Genomic DNA, 22,647 nt, shown 5'->3' with positions numbered 1-22,647 from the left:
TAGCTATAACGCTTTACTGTAACAATACTTAAAATTCTTTTCTACGGAACATTTCCTATGGAATAACGAATAATGGCATACCTAATTATTTCTGGTATGCCATTGATAATTTTATCTATTCTTATTTTAAATCGTTAATAAATTGCTCCACTTCCTCTTCTCTTGTTGCCCAAGAGGTAACAAGCCGAATCGCAGAATGTTCCTTATCAATTTTTTCCCATATGTTGAATTGATAATTCTTCTGTAATTCTATAATCTTATCGTTAGAAACAATCGGAAAAACCTGATTAGTCGAAGATTGGGTTAAAAAACGATAACCTTTCTCGGCTAATGCTGTCGTTAGTCTTTCTGCCAGCTTATTAGCGTGTTCAGCCAATTCGAAGAAAAGAGTATCCTTAAATAACTCATAAAATTGGATTCCTAGCACTCTGCCTTTTGCCAGCATAGCCCCTTTTTGCTTCATATGATAACGAAAATCCTCCTTTAAGGAATCTTTCTTTATCACAAGCGCTTCCCCCATCAATGCTCCATTTTTGGTACCGCCAATATAAAAAGCATCCAGAAGTTGAGGTAAATCACTTAACGTAAGATCATTGTCTTTGGCACAAAGTGCTGACCCTAAACGTGCTCCATCCATATAGAAAAGCAATTGATTCTTCTGACAAAACTCACTTAACTGTTTAAGCTCGCTTTTGGAATAAATCGTTCCAATTTCAGTTGAATTGGATATGTATACGAGTTTTGGCTTTACCATATGTTCATCTGTATGCTCATCAAGTACATGTTGAATTAGACTTGGTGTTAACTTGCCATTTTCCGTATCAACAGTAAGAACTTTATGACCAGTTGCTTCGATAGCTCCTGTTTCATGAACAAAAATATGTCCAGACGCTGCGGCAATTGCTGCTTCATGTGGTCTTAAAAAGGCAGAGATGGCAATTAAATTAGTTTGCGTTCCGCCAACTAAAAGATGAACATCTACCTCCTCACAATTCAGTTTTTCTTTCAATATTTCAACTGCTTTGTGTGTAAAGGAATCTTGCCCATATCCTATTTCTTGCTGCAAATTGGATTCTAGCAATGCTTGTAAAATTCGTGGATGTGCTCCTTCACTATAATCATTATTAAAACTATACATGGACATAGCCTCCTTTTTAAAAATATTTTCTCACAAAAAGATTCGTCTTGTCACTAAATGTTTTGGCAATTGTCCACTTTATCGCGGTTGTCGAATAACTATATGAAAATGGTTGGCAAGGCTTCACTGAGAACTGTGTGGATTTTCAAGAGGAAGCATTAATAGCCAGCTAGCTACCAAAATTAGAAGTATTATCTCATCACAACAAATAAAGGGATTATCACTTAATTTTAAGTAGTAATCCCTTGCTAAAATATTATTTTGATATAAACATTTGCGTCCAATAGTTACCATTTTGGTAATATCCTACACCGATTTGTGTAAAGTTTTCACTTAGTATATTGGCTCTATGACCGCTCGAATTCATCCACGCTTGAACTACTGCTTGTGCGCTTGTTTGGCCTTGGGCAATATTTTCCCCGGCTGCTTTATAACCAATTCCGTAGGCTTTCATCATATCAAATGGCGATCCGTATGTTGGACTTGTAGGACTAAAGTATTTTTTTGAGCCATATCCATCGATTTATCTCTAGCAACTCTTGATAATTCCCAGTTTTCCGTTATAGCAGGAAGTCCCTTTTTTTGACGTTCTATATTGCAAAGTCGGATTACTTCCCGATCTACAGTTTTAATGGAATCAATATTGGGGATAGTCAATTTTTGATTTGGATAAATTAAACTAGGATTTGAAATCTGTGTGTTCGCAGCAATAATCTCTTTTAAGCCAATTTGATATTTCACCGCAATTTTCCACATTGAATCTCCATTTTTAACGGTATATGTATCAGCAAATACCATCGTAGGGAGTGCTATTAAACATAAAAACAAACTAACCATTGCTATTATTTTCTTCATTTTACCACTCCTTCTGAATAATAAGGTGCACACAAAATTTCGTTTTATCCTTCGTCCATTATTTTTTGCTTTCTTTCCCTTTTTTAAATACAAAAAGCAGAAGTTAGCTATACTCCTAACTTCTGCTATCTATTTATTTATTCTGCATCTGCTTTTTTTCTGCGAATGATGATAGAAAGACAAACACCTGCTGCTAAAATAACTATCCCAATCAGTAGATATGTGCCATTATTAGTTGCTGTATTTGGCAAGGAATTTTTTGATTTTCCGTTATTGTCAGCCTTCTCACCGTTATCTCCCTTGTCTCCCTTATTATCATTGGGATTCTTATCTGCATTAACTGGGTCTTCTTTATCTGGTTTTTCTGGAGCTTTAGGATCTGTTGAATCCACTGGTTTTTCTGGATCATTTGGCTCTTTGTCGCCATCATCCGGATTTCCGCCTGTCTCTTTTTCATTTTTTATGACAATAGTAGTAAGTGGCTCAAGTGTTATTTTTTCTGCTGTTAAAGTGAAACCACTTTTCTCTTCAACAGAATCTTTACCTGCTTCATCATTATCCACTACTACTTTAAATTCGGTTAAATCTTCACTTAATGTCAGCTCCCTAGCTTTTGTATCACCATTTATAAATACATAATAGCTGCCTGTATCGTCTGTTGACTCATTTTTATAGGCAATAACAACATCCTCTTCCTGAATCTCTTGTGCAGCAATCATGGTTACATTAGAATCGACTAAACTCTTTTCTCCTAGTCGAAAAGCATTGCTTGATTTTCTTAATTCAATTAATCCTTTTGTATATTCCACCGTTTCATTATTTACTGGATATGCTTCCTTATTGGTGGCTTTGGACCAATCAAACATATTAATGGCATCAGATGAATCATAGGAATCATGAACAAAGTAACCAAACACATTGCCATTTTCATCTGTAAAAGCATCATATTTTTGTTCTGGAATTCCCTCTCCTAGCCATTGCTTGGTTCTTCCATATTCTTGTCCTGCATGTAAAAATGCCGTGCCTTGTGAAGTCAGAATCAATGAGTTTCCAAGGCGAATACGTTTATGAATTTCTAGATCATTTTCTGGAATGGCTGGATCTTTTTTCAAAGCTTTCGCAATAATATCGTAGAGCGGCAGATTATCATGTGCTTCAATATATTGCACCATGTCTCCTGGATTATCTGCTGGCGTATTGGATGGCTGTGCTTTTATATTATTAAATATCGTCTGAATATTACGAGCTCCGCCAGTGATAAAGCGCGGCTCTCCTTCTGAACCATAACCCGATTTTAACTCATTTCTTATTTCATCAGAGAAAACACCGACATCATCGGTTTTATCCATCCAGTCTTGGTCTGCACCTTTTCCTGCCAAAGATGGGTCTGCTAAATGCCCCGAGAACGTCCTCCACCCTTCTCCAATAAATAATGCATTTGGATTGATGGCTGCCGCTTCATCATAAGCTTTTTGAACAGCTTCATAGGTTGCATCCCCCATCATATCCCATCTCATGCCATCGATTTTAAATTCACGAAACCAATATTTCACTGAATCTATCATTAGCTTTTCCGCCATTTTATGATTTGTAGCTAAGTTATTTCCAAATCCCCCCACAAATTTACCATTACTGTCTTGGAAAAAATAATAATCTGGAACAATATCATTTAATAGACTAGCATTGGACATATGTGTATATACAACATCTAGAACCACTCCCATGCCAGCAGCATGAATCGCATTAATTAGCTCCTTTAATTCTTTAATGCGCAGCTCTGGATCTTTTGGATTTTCCGAATAGGCACCATCTGGTGAGAAATAGTTATGAGGATCATACCCCCAATTATATTCATTTCCTGCTGCCGAATACTCTAATTCCCTTTCTCCCATTCTCGTTTCATCTCCCCAATACCAAGCATTAACTGGCAGGAGTTGGACATGTGTAACACCCAAGGATTTTATATAATCCAGTTTATCAATAAATGCTTTATAAGTTCCAAAGCGACCATTTAAATCTGTCTGAATGGTTGGATCAGAAGTAAAGTCACGAATATGAGCTTCCCATATAATTGCATCCTCTCGTTTTTCATAGCCATCAATCTTCACACTAGTTAAGTTAGCGGGATTGGTTTGACTTAAATCAACAATGGCTGCTTTTCCTACTGTATCGCCATCACTGCCAACCTGTCCCTTTGTGTTAACAGTAAAAGCTGCCATCGATTTAGCATAAGGATCTAAAACTTTAGATACTTTTCCATCATTGGTTACTTCATATTGATAATAATATCCTCTTGTATCTTTGATGCCGAGATCATCTGCTTTTGCTTCGACACTCCATACCCCTTGATCCCCTTGTACTAAATCTAAACTGCCAATTTTCCTTGCTGCATCATTTTTATCATAAAAAACGGCGGTTACCTTTGATGCTTTCGGTGCCCATAATTTTAATGTTGCATCCTTATTATGATATGTGGCCCCTAAATCATTGCCCTCATAAAAGTAATTTTCATCTAACATTTTCCATCCAGATTTGGCTGTAACAGATCTTCCTTGATAAGAGATTGTAAAAGGCCCCTTTTCCGCATCATAAACACCTGTTATTTCCACTGTGGTTTCATTAATAATTTTCACTGCACTAAAATCTATTACTTCTTGGTCCTTATCCACAATAGATAATGCTTGCGCTATATCCTCTTTCACAAGTCCTTTTGTACTGGAAAAAGTTAATTGGATGGTTGTGTCAGACAATAGTTCTCCTGAAACTAAATCAGTTGGTGATTCCCAGTATGGTGAAATATAAACTTGATCATCTTCATTTTTAATCCATAAATGATTATACTCTTCCAATAAAGCGAACCCTTTGTCACCACCAATCTTTTCACCATTTTCACGGTTTACAATAAGAAAGCCAATTTTTTTAGCATTCTCTTTCACTTTTATATCAACATAAGCACCATAGCGATCATTTTTTTCTAATGCTACAGCATCAGTCGGCCAATTAACAGTAGGTGATTCTACATCGTCCCATAACCACAACCCTAACTTATCATAGTTTTGGTCATCTCTTTGATAATGAATTCTAACAGTATTTTCAGCCAGTTCTACTGGCTCAAATAGATGAACACTATCTGAACCTTCTTTAATCCATACTTCATTTAATGATGGATTGTTTATCGTAACGGACTTATCTCCGCTCTCTTTCTCTCCATTCGTTCTGTTTACAACAAGAAAGCTAACCTTTCTAGCATCTGCTTTCAAAGGAATATCAATATATGTACCATACTCATCTTGCTTCTTTTCTTCAAACGCTGCAGCACCTTGTGGCCAATTAGCAGTAGGTGATTCTACATCGTCCCACAGCCATAACCCTAGATTCTGATACTTATTTCCCTCATTTTGATAATGAATTCTTAATGTGTTTTCAGGTATATCTTTTCCATCTGTGTTCTCTGCTTTTACGTTCATCTGATTGAACGAGAAGCCTCGTGTCGTGAACACAAGAACAAATATCGTTAGTATAATGAGTGATTTCCTTAACCAGTGATTCATTCCTGTTCCTCCTGTTCTAAATGTTTTAAGCAACTTGAGCCTTTTACTAAACCTAACTAGTTATAAAAAAATAAGCGTTTACTTCTTCTAGTGATGTAAAAGTAAACGCTTTCTTTCTATGTGAGATTATAAATATACTAGATTATGAGTGTCAATATTTCTTTTGATTGTTCACGGTAACAGAATTCCAAACTAGATAGTTACAGGCATTCCGCCCTATAAAATAGACAAAAAAAGGGATTAGAAAAGTTGAGTAGAAAAAATCCATTAATAAAGCGTTTTGGTTTTCATCTTTATGAGGAGTGGATGCGTTTGGCTGATTTTTTCCTACTTTGGCTGATTTCTCCCCTTTTTACAGCTATCTATCAATCTAATTAATTAGTTTTCTCCATTATAAGCAAAAAATAAAGATTCTTTTGTTGCTGTTTACCATATAAACAGGTAACTCGGCCAGTAATAAATACTGCCGGTTATCCAAACAAAGATCTTCCACATATTAGTATCTATTCAACTGCCACATAGCCAGTTTCCGAAACAATCCGTTGGCCTTGCTCTGACACCATCCATTTTAAAAATCCATCAACTTGGGGAGATTTATTATCCTCCAGCGTAATGGCATAAAATTCATTAATGAAAGGGTAGCTTCCATCTTTAATTGTTTCTACTGTAGGAGGTATTCCATCAACAGCAATATTTCTTATTTTTCCATTACGCACCATATCTTCTGAAAAATGCCGGAAAGAGAACCCAATCGCATTTCTTTTATTCTGATAGTCTGCAGTTTCACTTATTATGCCTTCCATTGCATTGACAATATCCTTTGTGGGAGGATCCATTAACGGTTTTCCATCCATAACCCTCAACAATGCAGATTGACTGCCACTTTCTTCTGGTCTTTGAAATGCTCTAATTTTTTCATGTTTTCCACCGACTTCCTTCCAGTTTCTTATTTTCCCAGAATAAATATCCTGTATTTGTTCCACGCTTAGTGTTTCCACTGGATTTTTCGCATGAACAAAAAAGATAAATGCCTCTCTCCCAATTGGTGTAAGCTTTAATTTTACTCCAAGGCTTTCAGCCAATTTATATTGTTTCTCTGAAGGCTTTGGCACAAATATGATGTCTGCTTCACGATTTAATAAGCGATTAAATGCCTCACTTGTTTGACTTGAAACTACCTCACTTTCCTCTAATGGATACATTTTTTGTGGATAGACTGCTTGAACAAACCCTGCGTATACAGGATAAAGAGCGGTAGAGCCGTCTAATCTTGGAAGATCCCCTTCTATTTTAAATGTTGATTCTTCTTTCAACGACACAGCTTTTGTTCCCTCTAAAAATGGCATATATTCTGTTAAATCCGTATCTTGACTACTAACAACCTCTAAATTTTTATCAAAATGTTCATAAATTATATAACCCGCTATCCCGCAGATACTCATGACTAAAATTACTATCCTTGCCCTTTTGACTGCTTTTTTCTTCCCCCATTCAAAGATTAATAGATAAACAGTTACCATATAAAATACAGTAATAATCGGTAAAAACCATAGATAAAATGTACTAGCTGTGAATAAAGTGGTTACCATTGTTGCAATAAATCCAATAAATACGATAAACACCGTCATTATAATTGCTTGTAATACTTTCATTTTTTTCTCCTTTATAATTACAATCTCTCATTTATTCGCCTTAACAAATGATTTATTTCAATTTTAGTGTATATTTTCACTTTAATCAATAATTATTTTATTTGCTACAATTCCTTGATTGCTTTGAAATCCTATAAAAAAAAAGATGAATCCTGTAAAGAACTCATCTTAAAATATATCTATTGTTTATGACTCGGATAAAGCTTAAAATATTGGAATAATAAATAGGATAACCAAATGCAGTCACGATGATGTCGAATGTTTTCAAGCAATCCTTTTAGTAAAACCGGGTTCAATGTTTTCTTTTCCAACTGCTCTACAAGTAAAGAAAGCGATTCTTTCACATAATGATCATCTACTTCTTCCATTTTCCCTTTTATAAGTTGCAGCAAATCCTCTTTTGTCGCACTTTCTTCAATAACGGACTGGTGCAGCAACTGATAGATACTTTCTGTAAAATATGGTGATTCTGTATATGAAGCTATAATGTCTGTTTTCTCTACAAGCGATTTTGCAAGCCTGTGTAAATCAAAATCAATATAGTTATTATGGTTTAATACAATATGCGTATAAGTATTAAGAAACCCTTTAATACTAAATACTAAATCATACTTGATTGCTTGTTTGGATGAATCATATACTTTTCCAATCATATGCTCGATTGTTTTTTCCAGTAAATGATCATAATAAGTAAACTTTCGAATAAATTCATCATTAAACGAAAGCGCTTGCTCTTTAATAAACAATGTCGCAAAACTAGAATTTTCCTTAAATGTATATAATATTTCGTAATAAAAATGATAAAGAATATCATCTACATGATTGACTGCGTAGTCAAGTTTCGCGATGAACTGTTCCATAAAATAATCAACTAAAGCCATAATTAATTCATCCTTTGACTTAAAGGATAAATAGAAGGCCCCTTTAGAAATCCCACAATGTTCCGTTATTTGTTGAACGGAAGTAGCCGCAAATCCTTGTTTTGCAAATAACTCTATCGATTTTTCCATAATCAGCTGTTTTTTTGTCATCTCATTCTCTCCTATGTACTATTGATTGACATATGACTACTTAGTCATTTATTATAAGTAAATGAGTTAGATTAGTCAATAAAGGGAAGGTGTATTATGAAAGGTTTAGTAAATTTTGTGTTAGGTAACAAGCTTGCGGTTTGGTTACTAACCATTATTATTACTGTATCAGGTATCTATTCTGGTACAAGGATGAATATGGAAACCATACCAAATATCTCTATTCCATACTTAACCGTAATGGATGTTTACCCGGGAGCTACTCCGGAGAAGGTGATGGAGGAAGTATCCATGCCGATAGAAAAAGTAGTAGAAAATCTGGAAGATGTTAAAGCTGTCTATTCAAATTCTTATTCGAACATGGCAAATGTTCAATTAGAATATGAATATGGTACGGATATGGATGAAGCAAAACGAGCTTTACAATCCGCTCTGGATAATGTCACCTTACCTGAAGATGCAGAGGAACCTACAATTACAGCAATCAGTATGAATATGATGCCAGTTGTAGCGTTAAGTGTCAGCAGTACAGAAGAAGACATTACCGAATTAACATCAACTGTGGAAGATATCATTCTTCCAAAAATCGAAAAGATTGATGGTGTCGCTTCTGCAACTATCACAGGTCAGCATATTGAAGAAGTCGATTTAACATACGATAAAGAAAAAATGGCGCAATTAGATTTAACGGAAGATACTGTTAAAGATATGATTCAAGCGAGTAACTTAGCAGTTTCTTTAGGACTTTACGAGTTTGAAGAAGGCGAACAAGCAGTTGCAATTGACGGGAAATTTATGACAGAAAAAGAACTAAAGAATATGCTTATTCCTGTCACTCCATCTGAACAAAATCCTGCCCCATTCGTAAAACTTAGCGATATTGCAAAAATTGAAGTAGTTGGGAAAGTGGAATCAGTTTCTCGTACAAATGGTAAAGATGCAATCGCCATCCAAATTGTCAAAGGTCAACAAGCAAACACTGTTGATGTTGTTAACAGTGTAAAAGATTTAATTAAAGATGAGCAAAAAAATATTGATGGCTTAGTAATTGATGTTTCTCTCGACCAGGGAGATCCGATTGAAAAATCTGTGTTTACCATGGTTGAAAAAGCAGTATTTGGTTGTTTAATCGCCGTATTAATTATTTTACTATTCTTACGTGATTTTAAATCAACGATTATCTCGATTATTTCCATTCCAGTATCTATTTTCATGGCATTACTGCTATTAAACTGGATGGATATCACGTTAAATATTATGACGCTAGGTGCTATTACCGTGGCAATCGGGCGGGTAATTGATGACTCCATTGTTGTCGTGGAAAATATTTATCGACGCTTGCACCTGAAAGAAGAAAAATTAACTGGCCGCGCGCTTATTAGAGAAGCAACGATTGAAATGTTCAAACCAATCCTGTCTTCTACTTTAGTAACAGTTGCGGTATTTGCTCCATTAATGTTTGTTGGAGGCATGGTTGGAGAATTATTCCGTCCTTTCGCCTTAACAATGGCGTTCTCTCTTGGCGCATCATTACTTGTTGCCATTACAATCGTTCCAGCACTTTCTCATTTCTTATTTAAGAAAAAATTATATAGTGAGAAAACAGAAAGTAATCATAAAGAAGCTGGTAAATTGGCAACTTGGTATAAAGGTATTCTCGAAAAAGCACTTAATCATAAAATCATCACTTCCCTTATCGCTGTTATTTTATTAGTTGGAAGTGTTGCCCTCACTCCTTTAATCGGCTTTAGCTTCCTAGGAAGTGAAGAAGAAAAAACGATGTATATCACCTACACTCCAGAAACTGGTGAACTAAAGGATGAGACATTAAAGAACGTTACAGAAGTAGAAGAAAAAATGCTTGACCGCAAAGATATCGATATCGTTCAATTATCGATTAATGATACAGCTGATGCACAAAGCGCAATGATGGGCATGGGAGCTGGCGGTGCACTTATGTACCTAATCTTTGATGAAGATATGAAAAACTTCCCTGAAGTTCGTGATGAAATTGAGGAATATATTACAAATCTCGATCAATCTGGCGAATGGAAATCCCAAGACTTCTCATCAACCGGGATGTCAACGAATGAAGTCAGCTATACATTCTATAGTGAAGATTTAGATAAGCTGAATGAATCAGTGAAAAAAGTAGAATCTGTGTTAAAAAAGAATGATGGTTTAGAAGATGTTACTACAACAGCTGAAGATGCTTATGTAGAATATACATTTAAAGTAAATCAGGAAGAATTATTACAATATGGGTTAACAGCTGGTCAGCTCCTTGCGACACTAAGCCCTAACAATTCAAAAGATGTATTAACAACGATTGAAAAAGACGGTGAGGAGCTTGATGTTATTGTCCAACAAGAAAAATCAGCACAGCCGAAATCAATCGACGATATGCTAGACACTGAAATTCCAACTGCTACAGGGCAAACAATGCCACTTTCAGAGCTTGTGGATGTAGAAGAAGGAACTACTCTAAATACGCTTTCTCGTAGTAAAGGTGAATACTATGCAACTGTATCAGGAAAAATCCTTGGTGATGATGTTTCGAAAGTAACAAATGAAGTAGATAAAGAAATCGATAAAATCGACTTACCAAAAGGCGTTACAATGGGAGTTGCGGGTGTAACTGCAGATATGAATGAAACATTCACACAGTTAGGTATTGCTATGATTGCTGCTGTTGCGATCGTGTACTTTATCCTTGTTGTTACATTCCGTGAAGGGGTTGCCCCATTCTCGATTCTATTCAGTTTACCATTCGCTGTTATCGGTTCGTTTGTCGGATTGTACCTATCAGGTCAAACCATTTCTGTTTCGGTAATGATGGGGCTCTTAATGTTAATTGGTATTGTTGTAACGAATGCCATTGTATTAGTAGACCGAATCATTCATATGGAACGAGATGGAATGAATATGCGTGAAGCGATTCTTGAAGCAGGATCAACACGTCTTCGTCCGATTCTAATGACAGCTATTGCAACAATTGGTGCATTAATTCCATTAGCAGTTGGTTCTGGTGGTAGTGGATTAATCTCTAAAGACCTTGGTATTACTGTTATTGGTGGTTTAATCAGTTCTACTTTGTTAACACTTGTTATCGTCCCTATTGTTTATGAAGTTCTTTCCAAACTATTTAAGAAAAATCGTAAAGATATTGACGAAAGCTAATGCTATATGACAAAAGCCAGTGAAGGTTTCTTCACTGGCTTTTGTCTGTCTTCTTTTCCTCTGATTTAGCTATTATAGTGGGATGAATGCTGCTTCTACTGGCTGTTTTTGTAGTTATGGCTTGTATCTCCTTCATGAACGCTACTTCCACTGTTTTTCCTTGCATTTCTGGTTTTCATTTCCCTGATGAACACCACTTCCTTCAGGGTTTCTTGCCAATATGGTTTTCATCCCCTCTATGAACGCCACTTCCACTGTTTTTCCTTGCAATTATGACTTTCATTTCCCTGATGAACACCACTTCCTTCAGGGTTTCTTGCCAATATGGTTTTCATCCCCTCTATGAATGCCATTTCTACCGCTTTTCCTTACAATTGTAGTTTTCATTTCCTTCATGAACATCATCATCCCCAAAAAATGATTGCACAAGTTCTTTCATAAAATAAGCCATTCAGGAAAAACTATTTTCTATACTATAATGGAAAGGGTTTTATCATGAAAATAAATTGTTCCAATGAATATGATCCATTAAAAACAGTAGTCTTAGTTTCTCCTGAATATATGGCTATTAAAGTCCCTATAAATGATATTCAAAAAAAACATGCAAAGAAAAATATTGATAAAAAACTTGCTGTAAAACAGCATGAAATGTTTATAGAAACTCTGCAAAAAAATGGAGTGGAAATAATCCTTCTTCCAGCAGAAGAAAAATACCATGAACAGGTTTTTACAAGAGATATCGGATTCACCTTAGGAAGTCAGATCTTTGTGGCAGAAATGGCACGAGATGCTAGACACGGAGAAGAAAGAGTTTTAATAGATTATTTAAAGAAAAAAGAAATCACTTATACAGATATTAAAGGCAATTTTATTGAAGGCGGTGATGTAATTATTGACGGGAAAACAATTTTTGCAGGCATCAGTCAGCGTACAAATGAAGCAGCTATCCGCCATTTACAGAACTTGATGCCTTCTTATGATGTCATAGCTGTCCCTTTTACGGATACATATCTCCATCTAGATTGTGTCTTTAATATTCTTTCTCCTACAGAGGGATTAATTTTTCCAGGAGAATTTCATAAAGAAAAAGAAAAATTACTGCGAGAACGATATGATTTCATTCACGTAAGCGCTAAAGAGCAAGAAACATTAGGTACAAATGTATTATCCATTGGCAACAAAAAGGTAATTAGTTTACCTATGAATGAAGGGGTTAATAAAGAATTGCAAAAAAGAGGGTATGAAGTTCTCGAGGTTGATTTTTCCGAAATCATTAAATCTGGTGGGTCCTTTCGTTGTTGTTCCATGCCCTTACTTAGAGAATAGGTAAAGGTAAATTTCATCAGTGGGGAAAAATCCCCGCTGATTTATTCTAGTTAAGTTTATATCTTCCGGTCCGTTAACATTTCCTTTAGATTTCGCAAACTAATTTCAATGCTTTCCAATGGAGTTCTTCTAGTTGCATCCTGTTCAATAATCCACCATTGGATATCTGCGTCCTCTCCTTTTTCAAGAATTGCTTGAAAATCAATACTTCCTGTACCTACCTCAGCAAAGAATTGTTCTTCATCTGTTGTCATATCCTTTAAATGAATAAGCTTCATTCTATCTTTATATGTATCAATCCATTTTGCTGGGTCATAGTCTCGCTTCGAAAGCCAGTATACATCCGGTTCTGCAAAAACTAATGTAGGATCTGTATCTTCCATTATCGTGGCTAATGCCGTTCTTCCATCACGCAATGTATCTAATTCAAAATCATGATTATGATAACAAAGAGATATCCCTGCTTTTCGACATTCTGCTCCTGCCATATTCAAGAAAGCAATTAGTGATTGATAATCCGCTTCTGTTCTTTTGTCTGGTAAAAGATAGGGACATACTAAAAATTTACTCCCTAATACTAATTGATCTTGAATAACCTGAGAAAGATCGCTCTCCAAATCAACTAATGGTACATGGCATGCTGCTACTCGTAAATTTAGTTCATCCAATAATTCCTTTAATTCTGCTACAGGAATTCCCCCATATCCAGCAAGCTCTACTCCTTGAAATCCAATATCCGCCACTTTACGGAGGGTTCCGCGAAAATCCTTCTCACACTCATTTCTTAACGTATACATTTGGATGGCAATCGGTATATTCCTCACTTGTACTTCCTCCTCCTTGTTATTCCTTTACCCCAACTACTCCCTAAAGGGATAGTCAGACAAAATAAGCACTCCCTATCATTGTACATGAGAACGTTATCATTTTGCAGATTAATATGGTAAATCGCTGATTTTTTTGGTAAAATGAGCAAAAATCAATTGGAGGTATATGCCTTTGGAAAACCATATCAGAAAAGTGATTGACCAAACGGAAAAGGAATTTAACATAAAGGTGCTTTATGCATGTGAATCCGGAAGTCGGGCATGGGGCTTTCCATCCAAGGATAGTGATTATGATGTTCGGTTTATTTATATTCACCAGCCAAACTGGTACTTATCGATTGATCGCGGCCGAGATGTAATCGAGATTCCAAACCATGATTCATTATCAATCCCTGTTGATCCCTTATTAGATATGAGCGGCTGGGAACTAACTAAAACGCTTAAGCTTTTTCGCAAGTCCAATCCCCCGTTATTAGAATGGTTACGCTCTAATATGGTATATTATCAGCGTTTTTCAACCATCGATAAAATGAAAGAACTAGAAAAAGAAATATTCTCGCCTGCTTCCATTATCTATCATTATTTAAATATGGCAAAAGGAAATTTTCGAGAATACCTACAAGGAGATACAGTTAAAATCAAAAAATATTTTTATGTATTGAGGCCAATTTTAGCAGCAAAGTGGACTCAAATATACCAAACGGTTCCGCCAATGGAATTCGAAACATTAGTACAAGAACTTATCCCTGCTGGTGACCTTCTTACAAGTATTATAACTTTATTAGAAAGAAAAAAATCTGGCGAAGAATTATCACTCGAACCACGAATCAATCTTATTAATACATTCTTAGAAAGTGAGATTTACCAGCTAGAAGCGTACGCAAAAGGGTTGCAAAAAAATTCGGAAGATCCAACCGAACAATTAAATGAACTATTTCGATTTTCATTAAAAGAAGTCTGGAATTATTAAAAGAGGTCATTGAAAAAGCGTTTATGTGAGAACAACACTTTTTCATGACCTTGTTTAGTTATTACCTAGTTCTATTTAAAAAATGATTACTTTTGCATACGAAAGTGGTTAACATGAATAAGCTAAATATAAGGAACAACAGAATGCTAATCCTTAAAATATGGATTCAAATGAATTAGCACTTCATTAATATTATCGTGCTTTGCCATTAATTTCTTTTTTATTTTTCTAGATAAATCATGACCTTCCTTAATGGTTTTATCGTAATCGATTGAGATACGTAAATCGACTAATATATAGTGACCATGTTCTCTAGCACGGAGTCGGTCAATTCGCTTTACTTCAGCAAATGAAGAAATTATGTCATGATATTCTGCTAAAATTGCCAAATCTATATTCCGCTCCAGTAAAATATCAAAAGCTTCACTTACCATTTCCTTCGCAATTTTAAAAATCAAATAAGCAACAATGATCGTTGCAATCTTATCTCCATAAAGAAATAAATGTATATTCAACTTTTCTCCAAGGATAGAGAAAAGAACACCTATTGCTGCTGCAATGGATGCCACAATATCAGCCTTATGATCATAAGCAATTGCTTCAATTGCTTTACTGCTTTGTTCCTTCGCAATCCTCTTACTATATCGATATAATAGCACTTTCGAAATATAAGAAATAACAGCAACCCACATTGCAATCATACTTGGTGTTGTGATGGGATGGAATAACCCAATTATTACTTCATATACCAAGTAGATAGAGACACATAAAAGAATCATACCAACAATACCAGATACAATTATTTCTGCCTTACCATGTCCATATGGGTGTTCCTGATCTGCCGGTTTATTCGCAATTTTAATAACGACTAAAACAAGAACAGAGGCAAACACATCTGCAGCTGAGTGAATCCCATCGGCAAAAACCGCATCACTATTCCCTATCCAACCCACTATTATTTTCCCAATTGTTAAAATAATATTACTAATTACACTAATCCAAGCTACTCGTTTGGCTAGCAATTCTCTCGATCCCAAATCTCATCAACCTCTTTTATTTTCCAAAAATTTCAATACACTTAAAAAGTCAACTTAAACATATTAGCAGAAAAGAAAGCAGTGGGTCTAGAGAAAAAAAGTTGCCTTCTTACAAATTAATCATTTACTTTTCTTTACGAATGTATTCGTTTGTGGGATAAATCAAAGTAAGAAAATAAGTTATATTCTTTATGGATGATTATTTTTGGATAGTTATGTTGCGAGGAATGAAGCTAACATTTAAATTCAAGTTGGTTTAAATACGGTCAATAAACCAAAATATAATATTATATCAGTCAAAGTGAGGAATTTATCAGCCGCTTTGGATTTAATAGCTAATGTGAGACGGATTTCAGCCTCTGCGAGCAGCTTTTCAGCCAAACTATGGAATTTATCAGCCAAAGCGCAGGGAGAATCAGCCAAACTTGAAAAATATCAGCTAAAACTGCAGAGATATCAGCCAAACTAAGATAATTTCAGCCAAAACTGCAGATGTATCAGCCAAACTTGAAAAATATCAGCCAATACTGCAGGGATATCAGCCAAACTAAGATAATTTCAGCCAAACTCCCAATTTTTCAGCAATTACCATAAATAACTACTAGCCCCTGCTTATTTTAGCATGGGGCTTCTCTTTCCTAAGATTACAACTTACGGGCATTTTTTATTATACTTTTTTGGGTAAAACTATATTTATTGCTGATTTTTTTCCAATAGTAGAATAACCAAAGTTTTATTTTTTGCCATTTATATATATTTGCTTTTGTATACTGCAATTCTTGCCAAGCAGAATCTAATTTATTTGCCTCTAGTAATCTTTTACTATAGTCCAATTTTAATTTTGACAAATACAAATCGATATAAGGAAATTCTTCTTTATGAAGCAAATTCTCTAATGAATAAATGATTGGATAGCGATTTAATATGGTCAAATCCATACATACACTGTTTTCTAACCCGCGATAATAAATGGCATAGCTTTCATTGATATAGGCAATCGAATAGTTCATCCCAATTCTTAACCACATATCTTGATCTTCTCCAAGAGGCTCTCCTTCTTTAAATAAACCTATTTTATCAAAAACTTGCTTTCGGACTGCGATTGCAGAAGAAATGATTGGTAAATCCTTTAATGTTTTTTCAACATAGTTTGTAAATATCCCTTCCCACTTTTCAGGCGTTTGATAAATAGATGGGATTATTTTCTTTTTTGTCGGCAGAACGATTTCATAGCTTGTTGCATAAGCACCACATTCAGGATATTTATCTTTTAAATATATAATTTTCTCAAGAAAACCAGGTTTCCACTCATCATCTGCATCAATAAACGTAATTAATTCAGCGGTAGCGGCAAGTATCCCCTTGTTTCTAGCTGCTGAGGCACCTTTGTGTTCCATCTTAAGTACCTTAATCCGATCGTCGGCCCAAGTTTCCGCTCTTTCAACACTGCCATCTGTTGAACCATCATCTACAATAATAATCTCAAAATCTTGAAATGTTTGCGAAAGAATGGACATAATTGTTCGTTCAATATATTGTTCTTTATTATATAGCGGAATAACTACTGAGACAGCGACCATCTTGCACCCTCCCAATTTTTCATCGCTAGTGATTGTGCAGCCTTTATCGATAGTTTTGGATACCTATATTGGCCAGCTATAATTTGTTCAAGAGCATGCCATATACTTTCCTCTTCAAAGGAATGGGATGGAATAATATACTCTTTATCTGCTTGAATTTGCTTGGCCCATCCATCACATTTAGGATGATAAGAAAGAATGATCGTCGGTGTATTTGTAATATAGCCAAATACAGAGCTATGAAGTCTCATCCCAATCAATCCTTTTAAGGAGGCAATGGTTCGAAGAGTGTTTATTGGATCCTTATCATAAGACAGATGCTTAATAGGAATTTTTGTGTGTAATTGGTCGATGACTTCACGGTGAATGTCTTGATCTCCAAAAAGAGGATGGCCATTAAAATCAATAAAGACTAACTCTTCTATTTCCTCCTGGTTAAGTCCATTTAAAACATTGACTATTTTTTTCATTCTCGTCTTTTCAATACTTGTATCTCCACCAATATATCTCTCATAGTGACATAAGGAAATTCCTAAACCTTTTCTAGCATGCAACCCATTAAAATTTTCACCAACAACAAGTGGTAAAAGGACTGCTAAATCAAATGTTAATTCTACCTTTATATCGGAAGAGAAAGAACGAATTAATTCATAGCTTTCTTCATCTCTACAGCCAATATAATTAAATTTTTCGATAAGCTTTTTACATGCACCTTCAGCAGCCGAATCTCTAAATGGTCCAAAGGATACCCCAATTGCAGCTGCTCCTTTCCCTCTATTTAAATCGATTAAATCGCTATCTCTTGTCATTTTATCTGTCGAATGAAAAACAGAGCCGCCGCCAAATAAAATAAAATCACTCTCATAACAATGCCTGTACAAACGAAGTAAGTTTTCATTACGTTCTTGTTCTTCTTGAACAAAAAGTGCTTCCATTTCTGCATTCAATGGCAGAACAGGCTTTTGTATACATGTCCCATAGATTTTATCCCCAGATAGAAATTTCCGGCTTCCCCAAGAGGATACTAGTAACAATGCATCATCTCCGACATTCTGTTCTCCATAATAACCTGAAAGAATAATCTTACTCATCTAAGTGCTCCTCCTACCTCTCATATCTCTTAATAGTATATGGACAATCCATAAAATGGTGACTAGCAGTTAACATTTGGACCATTTGCTATGGTCCGATTTATGGGGGACAAGAATAGTATATATAGTAAACATTAGGGAAAGGACATGATGCTGATGACATTAAAGAAGAAAAAAAAGATACTTTTTATTACAAAAAATTGGGAAAATGGGATAGAAAGAAATACGTATTATTTAACAAAAGAATTAAAAAAATACGTTGATATAAGAACCTGGGAGGAAGACGGTAATATAAGTGAAACATTACAGAAAATGAACTTTCAGCCTGACTTTATCCTAGTAAATGATTTACGACCTACCCGATCACCAAAAGTAACTGGACTAAAGGACTGCAATATTCCGTTCGGGATTATCATGCATGATTTAAAATACCAAATGGATCAAAGAAGAGCATTCATTAAAGAAAATAATGTGAAATATATTTTTACCCATTATAGAGATTCTTTTTTGGAATGGTATCCAGAATTTAAAGATAAAATGATATGGTTTCCCCATTATGTAAATATTGATGTATTTAGTGACTTCAAGCAACCGAAAACAATTGATTATTTAATGATGGGTGCTGTCCATCCTACTATTTATCCATTACGTCAAAAAATTCTTGATCAAATGAAAAGTTTATCAAATTTCACCTATCATGAGCATCCTGGCTATTTACACCAACAGTATGATGAGAAATCGTTCAAAGTAGCGAGCAGCTTTGCACAAGAACTGAACAAAGCAAAGATTTTTTTTACTTGTGATTCCATTTATCATTATCCTGTAATGAAATATTATGAGACTTTAGCTTGTAATACTTTATTACTAGCTTCTTGCACAAAAGAGATTAAAGATTTAGGATTCATTCCTGGTGTTCATTTCATTGAAATCGATGAGGAGAATTTTATGCGAAAGGCACAATATCATTTAAAAAATTATGAAACATTAGGGAAAAAAATTGCTTTAAATGGCTATAAAATGGTAAGAAAAAAACATTCTGTACAAGTTCGAGCGCAGCAGCTCCTTGATCATATTGAAGAGATTCTTGCTAAGGAAGGGGGCAATGAACAATGAGAATATTATATCTTGGTTATTTGGGCGTTAATAACATTGGAGATGAAGTTTGTTATGAAGCATTCGCTCAAGCTTGCAAAAGATGGCTTCACGAAGACTATACTTTATTTTCCTACCCAATTAATTCTTCTAAAACCCTAAAAGAATTATATGGAGAAAAACCATTTGATATCGTTATTCTAGGAGGAGGCTCTTTATTTCAAGGCAATTTCTTTATCGATTTGGCATTAGAGGCAATCGAAATGAAACTTCCTCTATATTGCTATGGAACAGGCATTGATTATATGACGGAAGAAACAGTTGAATCCTTTAAAAGGGGTGAATTTCAGTTATCCTCCACCACCTTCAATAATAAAGAGATTAATAGAGATAAAATAAAAAAAGTGATTGAATACTCCACATTCGCAGGTCTTAGAGGACCACTTACACAGAAGTATATAAAGACTTTAAATCCTTCGCCAACGAGTAATTACCAGATAATTGGTGACTCTGGGATGCTATTTACACCCCAAGAAGACGACTATATAAAAAGTAAATACTTGCAGGATCAGGATAAAAAAATAATTGCGGTCAATTGGGGAACCACCCAAAACATCCTTTTTGGCTACGATGAATATAAACTTAAAAATCAAATTATTAAAGCATGTACCAATCTTTTAAAAAAAGGATATCAAATTGTTATTTTTCCAATGTGGGATTTAGATGTCCCTCACTGCAAGGAACTATATGAGAGCATAAAGAAGAAAGGAAAAGTCACATTCATTCCAGAAGTTTGCACAGCTTCACAAATTTATTCTTTCTTATCGCTTTGCCACTTTTCTCTTAACTTAAAGCTGCATGCAAATGTACTTTCTGCATCAAGCGGTACCCCGTTCTTCCAATTAGCTTATCGCTCAAAGGGTGTAGATTTCGCCGCCTCTGTCCATCAATTACCTTATACGTTACTAACCAATACGGAGAAACTAGCTGAAACGATTGAAAACAAAGAATTTTATTTAACAAGCAATAAGAACCGAAAAAAGCTTAAATTAGCAAAAGAGAGAATTGTCGCAAGACATAAAGACTTTATCTTGTCATTAAAAAAGTAATTTAAAAGGGATGTTCCTTTTCTGCGGAACATCCCTTTTATATATATAAAAAGTGGCGTATAACCGATGATTTACAAAAAATAAAATAGAAGCTCTTTAAACCTCTCCCTTTTATGGAACCATTCTCTAATAAAGGGAAGGAAGGCTTCTATTAATCGGCTGATTTTATTTTTCATAATCATTTATCTGTTTTAAGCATAGCTCGTAAACGTCCACTTTTTGATACAATCTATACCATTCCACTGTATAATAAACAGTCTGATCAATATTCCATTTGGGATGCCAATCTAAATAATACTTTGCTTTATTTATATCTAAACTAAGAAGCTTTGCTTCATGTTCTGCGGAATAAGAAGGTTCTGCTTCCCATGTGCCACCATTCCAGTGTTCCACAATTTTTTCGGCTAGCTGTTGTACGGTTATCACACTATCTGATTCTGGTCCAAAATTCCAGCTTTCCGCATATTGTGTTTTTCCCTCGTATAGATAGGCACCTATTTTTAAATAACCTGAAAGCGGCTCTAATACATGCTGCCACGGACGAACAGAATGAGGAGAGCGTAATTTAATCGCTTGATCAGACATTAAGGAACGAACGCTATCAGGAATAATGCGATTTTCCGACCAATCCCCCCCTCCTATTACATTTCCTGCTCGTACAGAAGCAATTAACTTACCATGCTTAGAATATGACTCAATTGGAAAGAAGGAATGCTGATAAGAAGAGATTAATAGTTCGCAGCATCCTTTACTGGAACTATACGGATCATATCCTCCCATCGGGTCTGTTTCGCGATAGCCCCATACCCATTCTTTATTATCATAACACTTATCACTCGTTACCATTACACCTGCTTTTACAGAAGGTGACTTTCTGATTGCTTCTAACACTTGCATTGTCCCCATTACATTCACTTCATACGTATAGACAGGGTCTCGATAAGATTGCTTTACTAATGGCTGTGCTGCCAAATGAAAGACGATTTCAGGTTGATATTCTTCAAAAACTGCTTGTAGTTTAGCTGCATCACGAATATCTCCCCTAATATCCTTCACTTTATTGTTCAGTTTTGCTAATTTAAATAAACTCTCTTCTCCAATTGGATCTAAAGAATAACCAATTACATTCGCGCCATACTTCATTAACCAAATAGCCAGCCAGGAGCCTTTAAAACCAGTATGACCAGTTATTAGAACCGTTTTATTTTTATAAATTTTTCGCCAATCAGTTGTCATAACTAACACCTCCACTCCCATTAATGAAAATGATAATAACTTTTATACCAGGCAATGGTTTTCTTTATCCCCTCTTCTACGGAAACAGCTGGAGTCCATCCAAGCACTTTTTGAATCTTTGCAATATCAGGGATAGGCGCATTTCTTTCATTCTCTCTTTTGGGAATGGCGCCATATAATGGTACTTGCTTTGTACCTAAATGCAGATAAATCAAATCAACAAAATATCGTAAAGGAAAGGCATTTCCAGAAGCTATATTTAAAATTGTATTATTACTTCCTTCATATGTGGCTGCAAGGATTAAACCGTCAACAATATTGCCGACATAAGTATAATCACGGTATTGATCACATGACGTTAATTTCACCTCGTCACCACGCAGTACTTTATCAATAATATGAGAGAATAATTTATGATTATCTTCTGCTTCCCCGAAAATATTAAATGCCCGTAAGGTGATAATGGGAAGCTTATATTCCTGTGCTAACTGATGGGAAATAATAGTAGATGCTGCTTTTGTACTTCCATAGATATCAACTGGTTCTAATAACATATCTTCATGAATCTTTTCCTTTTTATCTCCATATTCAGAACTACTGCCAAGACAAATAATTTTTTTACAATTGGTATCTTTGGCTGCAAATAAAATATTCATCGTTCCAACAATATTAGTTTCATATGCAAGTAAGTCATTTCTGTTACTTGGGTTTGTTCCATAAGCTGCTAAATGAAAAATATAATCTGGTTTAAATTCATGGATAATTCGACATATGTCTGAGCGATTTTGAATATTTGCCTCATATTTTTTTAAATGAGGCAAATATTCCTGTACTCTCCAAGGATTGGAATGTTCCCGAACAATGACAGCGATAGACGCATTTTCTTTCACAAGCTGTTTAATAAGATGGGATCCAATAAAACCATAAGCACCTGTGACTAACACTTTTTTATTTTTCAACTTCATGTCACCC

Annotated in this window: 15 protein-coding genes and 1 pseudogene; 5 read left to right on the top strand and 11 right to left on the bottom strand. The window is 35.1% G+C overall.

From position 1 onward, the window contains the following. Positions 1 to 121: 121 nt before the first annotated feature. The 5 genes and pseudogenes from NSS71_RS01120 to NSS71_RS01100 form a co-directional block, all read right to left on the bottom strand. Complete coding sequence (locus tag NSS71_RS01120; RefSeq protein ID WP_061800301.1) at positions 122 to 1,138, bottom strand: threonine aldolase family protein; 1,017 nt, start codon at positions 1,136 to 1,138, stop codon at positions 122 to 124. Positions 1,139 to 1,394: 256 nt separating this feature from the next. Further along, positions 1,395 to 1,975 (bottom strand): annotated as a pseudogene (gene safA / locus NSS71_RS01115) (SafA/ExsA family spore coat assembly protein). A 155-nt stretch (positions 1,976 to 2,130) separates the two neighbouring features. Then, positions 2,131 to 5,544 (bottom strand): pullulanase, encoded by a 3,414-nt coding sequence (locus tag NSS71_RS01110; RefSeq protein ID WP_341151224.1) that lies wholly within the window; start codon positions 5,542 to 5,544, stop codon positions 2,131 to 2,133. A 503-nt stretch (positions 5,545 to 6,047) separates the two neighbouring features. Next, a complete protein-coding gene (locus tag NSS71_RS01105; protein WP_341151223.1) occupies positions 6,048 to 7,196 on the bottom strand; it encodes a PstS family phosphate ABC transporter substrate-binding protein in 1,149 nt (382 codons plus the stop codon). Positions 7,197 to 7,375: 179 nt separating this feature from the next. Continuing rightward, on the bottom strand, positions 7,376 to 8,227 hold the full coding sequence (locus NSS71_RS01100; RefSeq protein ID WP_341151222.1) for a TetR/AcrR family transcriptional regulator: 852 nt from the start codon (positions 8,225 to 8,227) through the stop codon (positions 7,376 to 7,378). A 96-nt stretch (positions 8,228 to 8,323) separates the two neighbouring features. Here NSS71_RS01100 and NSS71_RS01095 point away from each other — a divergent pair, with 96 nt between their 5' ends. Together NSS71_RS01095 and NSS71_RS01090 are read left to right on the top strand one after the other, a co-directional pair. Next, positions 8,324 to 11,407, top strand: coding sequence for an efflux RND transporter permease subunit (locus NSS71_RS01095; RefSeq protein WP_095257887.1), 3,084 nt, complete (start codon positions 8,324 to 8,326; stop codon positions 11,405 to 11,407). Between the two features lie 495 nt (positions 11,408 to 11,902). Continuing rightward, the gene (locus NSS71_RS01090; RefSeq protein ID WP_341151221.1) at positions 11,903 to 12,733 is read left to right on the top strand and encodes a dimethylarginine dimethylaminohydrolase family protein; all 831 of its coding nucleotides are present in this window, start codon (positions 11,903 to 11,905) and stop codon (positions 12,731 to 12,733) included. Between the two features lie 56 nt (positions 12,734 to 12,789). Here NSS71_RS01090 and NSS71_RS01085 read toward each other — a convergent pair whose 3' ends face one another. Further along, the gene (locus NSS71_RS01085) at positions 12,790 to 13,557 is read right to left on the bottom strand and encodes a sugar phosphate isomerase/epimerase family protein (RefSeq protein WP_341151220.1); all 768 of its coding nucleotides are present in this window, start codon (positions 13,555 to 13,557) and stop codon (positions 12,790 to 12,792) included. Between the two features lie 175 nt (positions 13,558 to 13,732). On the opposite strand from NSS71_RS01085, the gene NSS71_RS01080 reads away from it, so the two are divergent. Further along, positions 13,733 to 14,530: a nucleotidyltransferase domain-containing protein gene (locus NSS71_RS01080; protein ID WP_047941391.1), complete on the top strand. Its 798-nt coding sequence runs from the start codon at positions 13,733 to 13,735 to the stop codon at positions 14,528 to 14,530. A 146-nt stretch (positions 14,531 to 14,676) separates the two neighbouring features. Here NSS71_RS01080 and NSS71_RS01075 read toward each other — a convergent pair whose 3' ends face one another. The 3 genes from NSS71_RS01075 to NSS71_RS01065 form a co-directional block, all read right to left on the bottom strand. Beyond that, on the bottom strand, positions 14,677 to 15,567 hold the full coding sequence (locus tag NSS71_RS01075) for a cation diffusion facilitator family transporter (RefSeq protein WP_251686648.1): 891 nt from the start codon (positions 15,565 to 15,567) through the stop codon (positions 14,677 to 14,679). Positions 15,568 to 16,211: 644 nt separating this feature from the next. Beyond that, a complete protein-coding gene (locus NSS71_RS01070) occupies positions 16,212 to 17,147 on the bottom strand; it encodes a glycosyltransferase family 2 protein (RefSeq protein WP_341151219.1) in 936 nt (311 codons plus the stop codon). Beyond that, complete coding sequence (locus NSS71_RS01065) at positions 17,129 to 18,238, bottom strand: polysaccharide pyruvyl transferase family protein (protein ID WP_341151218.1); 1,110 nt, start codon at positions 18,236 to 18,238, stop codon at positions 17,129 to 17,131. Before NSS71_RS01065 ends, NSS71_RS01070 begins: the two co-directional genes overlap by 19 nt. Positions 18,239 to 18,388: 150 nt before the next feature. Between NSS71_RS01065 and NSS71_RS01060 the strand changes: the two genes are divergently transcribed. Beyond that, positions 18,389 to 19,351: a glycosyltransferase gene (locus NSS71_RS01060; RefSeq protein ID WP_341151217.1), complete on the top strand. Its 963-nt coding sequence runs from the start codon at positions 18,389 to 18,391 to the stop codon at positions 19,349 to 19,351. Further along, on the top strand, positions 19,348 to 20,439 hold the full coding sequence (locus NSS71_RS01055) for a polysaccharide pyruvyl transferase family protein (protein ID WP_341151216.1): 1,092 nt from the start codon (positions 19,348 to 19,350) through the stop codon (positions 20,437 to 20,439). The genes NSS71_RS01060 and NSS71_RS01055 overlap by 4 nt, the downstream gene beginning before the upstream one ends. A gap of 165 nt (positions 20,440 to 20,604) precedes the next feature. Here the strand turns inward: NSS71_RS01055 and rfbG are convergent, their stop codons facing one another. Beyond that, complete coding sequence (gene rfbG / locus NSS71_RS01050) at positions 20,605 to 21,675, bottom strand: CDP-glucose 4,6-dehydratase (RefSeq protein WP_341151215.1); 1,071 nt, start codon at positions 21,673 to 21,675, stop codon at positions 20,605 to 20,607. A gap of 20 nt (positions 21,676 to 21,695) precedes the next feature. Next, on the bottom strand, positions 21,696 to 22,640 hold the full coding sequence (locus NSS71_RS01045) for an NAD-dependent epimerase/dehydratase family protein (RefSeq protein ID WP_341151214.1): 945 nt from the start codon (positions 22,638 to 22,640) through the stop codon (positions 21,696 to 21,698). Positions 22,641 to 22,647 lie beyond the last annotated feature (7 nt).

This window comes from Niallia sp. FSL W8-0951 (assembly GCF_038006525.1).
GTDB classification, from domain to species: domain Bacteria; phylum Bacillota; class Bacilli; order Bacillales; family Cytobacillaceae; genus Niallia; species Niallia circulans.
This window is presented reverse-complemented; position numbering and strand designations above follow the sequence as displayed.

Excerpts from the sequence above, each read along its gene's own strand:
- NSS71_RS01120 (WP_061800301.1), bottom strand. The coding sequence starts at position 1,138 with ATGTATAGTTTTAATAATGATTATAGTGAAGGAGCACATCCACGAATT.
- NSS71_RS01110 (WP_341151224.1), bottom strand. The coding sequence starts at position 5,544 with ATGAATCACTGGTTAAGGAAATCACTCATTATACTAACGATATTTGTT.
- NSS71_RS01105 (WP_341151223.1), bottom strand. The coding sequence starts at position 7,196 with ATGAAAGTATTACAAGCAATTATAATGACGGTGTTTATCGTATTTATT.
- NSS71_RS01100 (WP_341151222.1), bottom strand. The coding sequence starts at position 8,227 with ATGACAAAAAAACAGCTGATTATGGAAAAATCGATAGAGTTATTTGCA.
- NSS71_RS01095 (WP_095257887.1), top strand. The coding sequence starts at position 8,324 with ATGAAAGGTTTAGTAAATTTTGTGTTAGGTAACAAGCTTGCGGTTTGG.
- NSS71_RS01090 (WP_341151221.1), top strand. The coding sequence starts at position 11,903 with ATGAAAATAAATTGTTCCAATGAATATGATCCATTAAAAACAGTAGTC.
- NSS71_RS01070 (WP_341151219.1), bottom strand. The coding sequence starts at position 17,147 with ATGGTCGCTGTCTCAGTAGTTATTCCGCTATATAATAAAGAACAATAT.
- NSS71_RS01065 (WP_341151218.1), bottom strand. The coding sequence starts at position 18,238 with ATGAGTAAGATTATTCTTTCAGGTTATTATGGAGAACAGAATGTCGGA.
- NSS71_RS01060 (WP_341151217.1), top strand. The coding sequence starts at position 18,389 with ATGCTGATGACATTAAAGAAGAAAAAAAAGATACTTTTTATTACAAAA.
- NSS71_RS01055 (WP_341151216.1), top strand. The coding sequence starts at position 19,348 with ATGAGAATATTATATCTTGGTTATTTGGGCGTTAATAACATTGGAGAT.
- rfbG (WP_341151215.1), bottom strand. The coding sequence starts at position 21,675 with ATGACAACTGATTGGCGAAAAATTTATAAAAATAAAACGGTTCTAATA.
- NSS71_RS01045 (WP_341151214.1), bottom strand. The coding sequence starts at position 22,640 with ATGAAGTTGAAAAATAAAAAAGTGTTAGTCACAGGTGCTTATGGTTTT.